At 54.0% G+C, this 659-nt stretch carries 1 protein-coding gene and 1 pseudogene; both read right to left on the reverse strand.

Features of this window, described 5'->3' with window-relative positions:
- Positions 1–299 (reverse strand): annotated as a pseudogene (locus tag B4U49_RS00345) (carbohydrate-binding protein); the annotation flags it as partial.
- 53 nt (positions 300–352) lie between these two features.
- Positions 353–659, reverse strand: a 307-nt coding sequence (locus B4U49_RS00350; protein WP_143735424.1) for a carbohydrate-binding protein, incomplete at its 5' end; no start/stop codon positions are given.

Genomic DNA, 659 nt, shown 5'->3' on the forward strand with positions numbered 1-659 from the left:
CCCGGCTTGCGGCTCGCCTTGATAATCAGGTTGCCATTTTCGACCGACGAGTTTGGTCTGTAAAATTCGGTCAGGTCGGGGCCCAGCCACGGGTTGATAAAGCCTTCACTCCAGCGTTCAAAGAAAGCTTCACTCTTACCAAAAGCGGCTGCGTCGTAGTTGAAATCATCCGACAGTGATTGGAGTTCCCAGGTATTACCTTCTCCGGGGTCGGCGGGTACAGGGATTCCGTCCCAATCTGCGGCAAGTACAGTTGATGACAGGGCGATGGCGGTCATTGCGATAGCAGTGGTTTTCATGGCGTTGTTCCTTTTGCCCCATGCCGGGGGCGACGGTTATTTTTGTGGGCTCATTAATTGGCTGTGAGGACTAATCTGTCCAGATTCCATTGCCAATCGTTTGTGCCTCCGCCGTACAGGCGTAGCTGATGGGTACCCGCGCTCAGGTAAACCGAACCGCCCGCGAGAGGCTGAAAGTTGTCCCAGCCCACATTGGGAACGGCCTTTTGTGTTTTGTTGACCCAGCTTCCACCCTCGAATAACAGAAAATCGACTTGGCCACCGGCTACGCCGGTGCCGATGTAATAGGTAATGTCGTAAGTGCCCGCTTGGGCAACGGAGATGGAATAGTCTGCGAAGTCGCCTTTGTTGACGTAGTTG

This window comes from Microbulbifer mangrovi, from assembly GCF_002009015.1.
GTDB classification, from domain to species: Bacteria; Pseudomonadota; Gammaproteobacteria; order Pseudomonadales; family Cellvibrionaceae; genus Microbulbifer; species Microbulbifer mangrovi.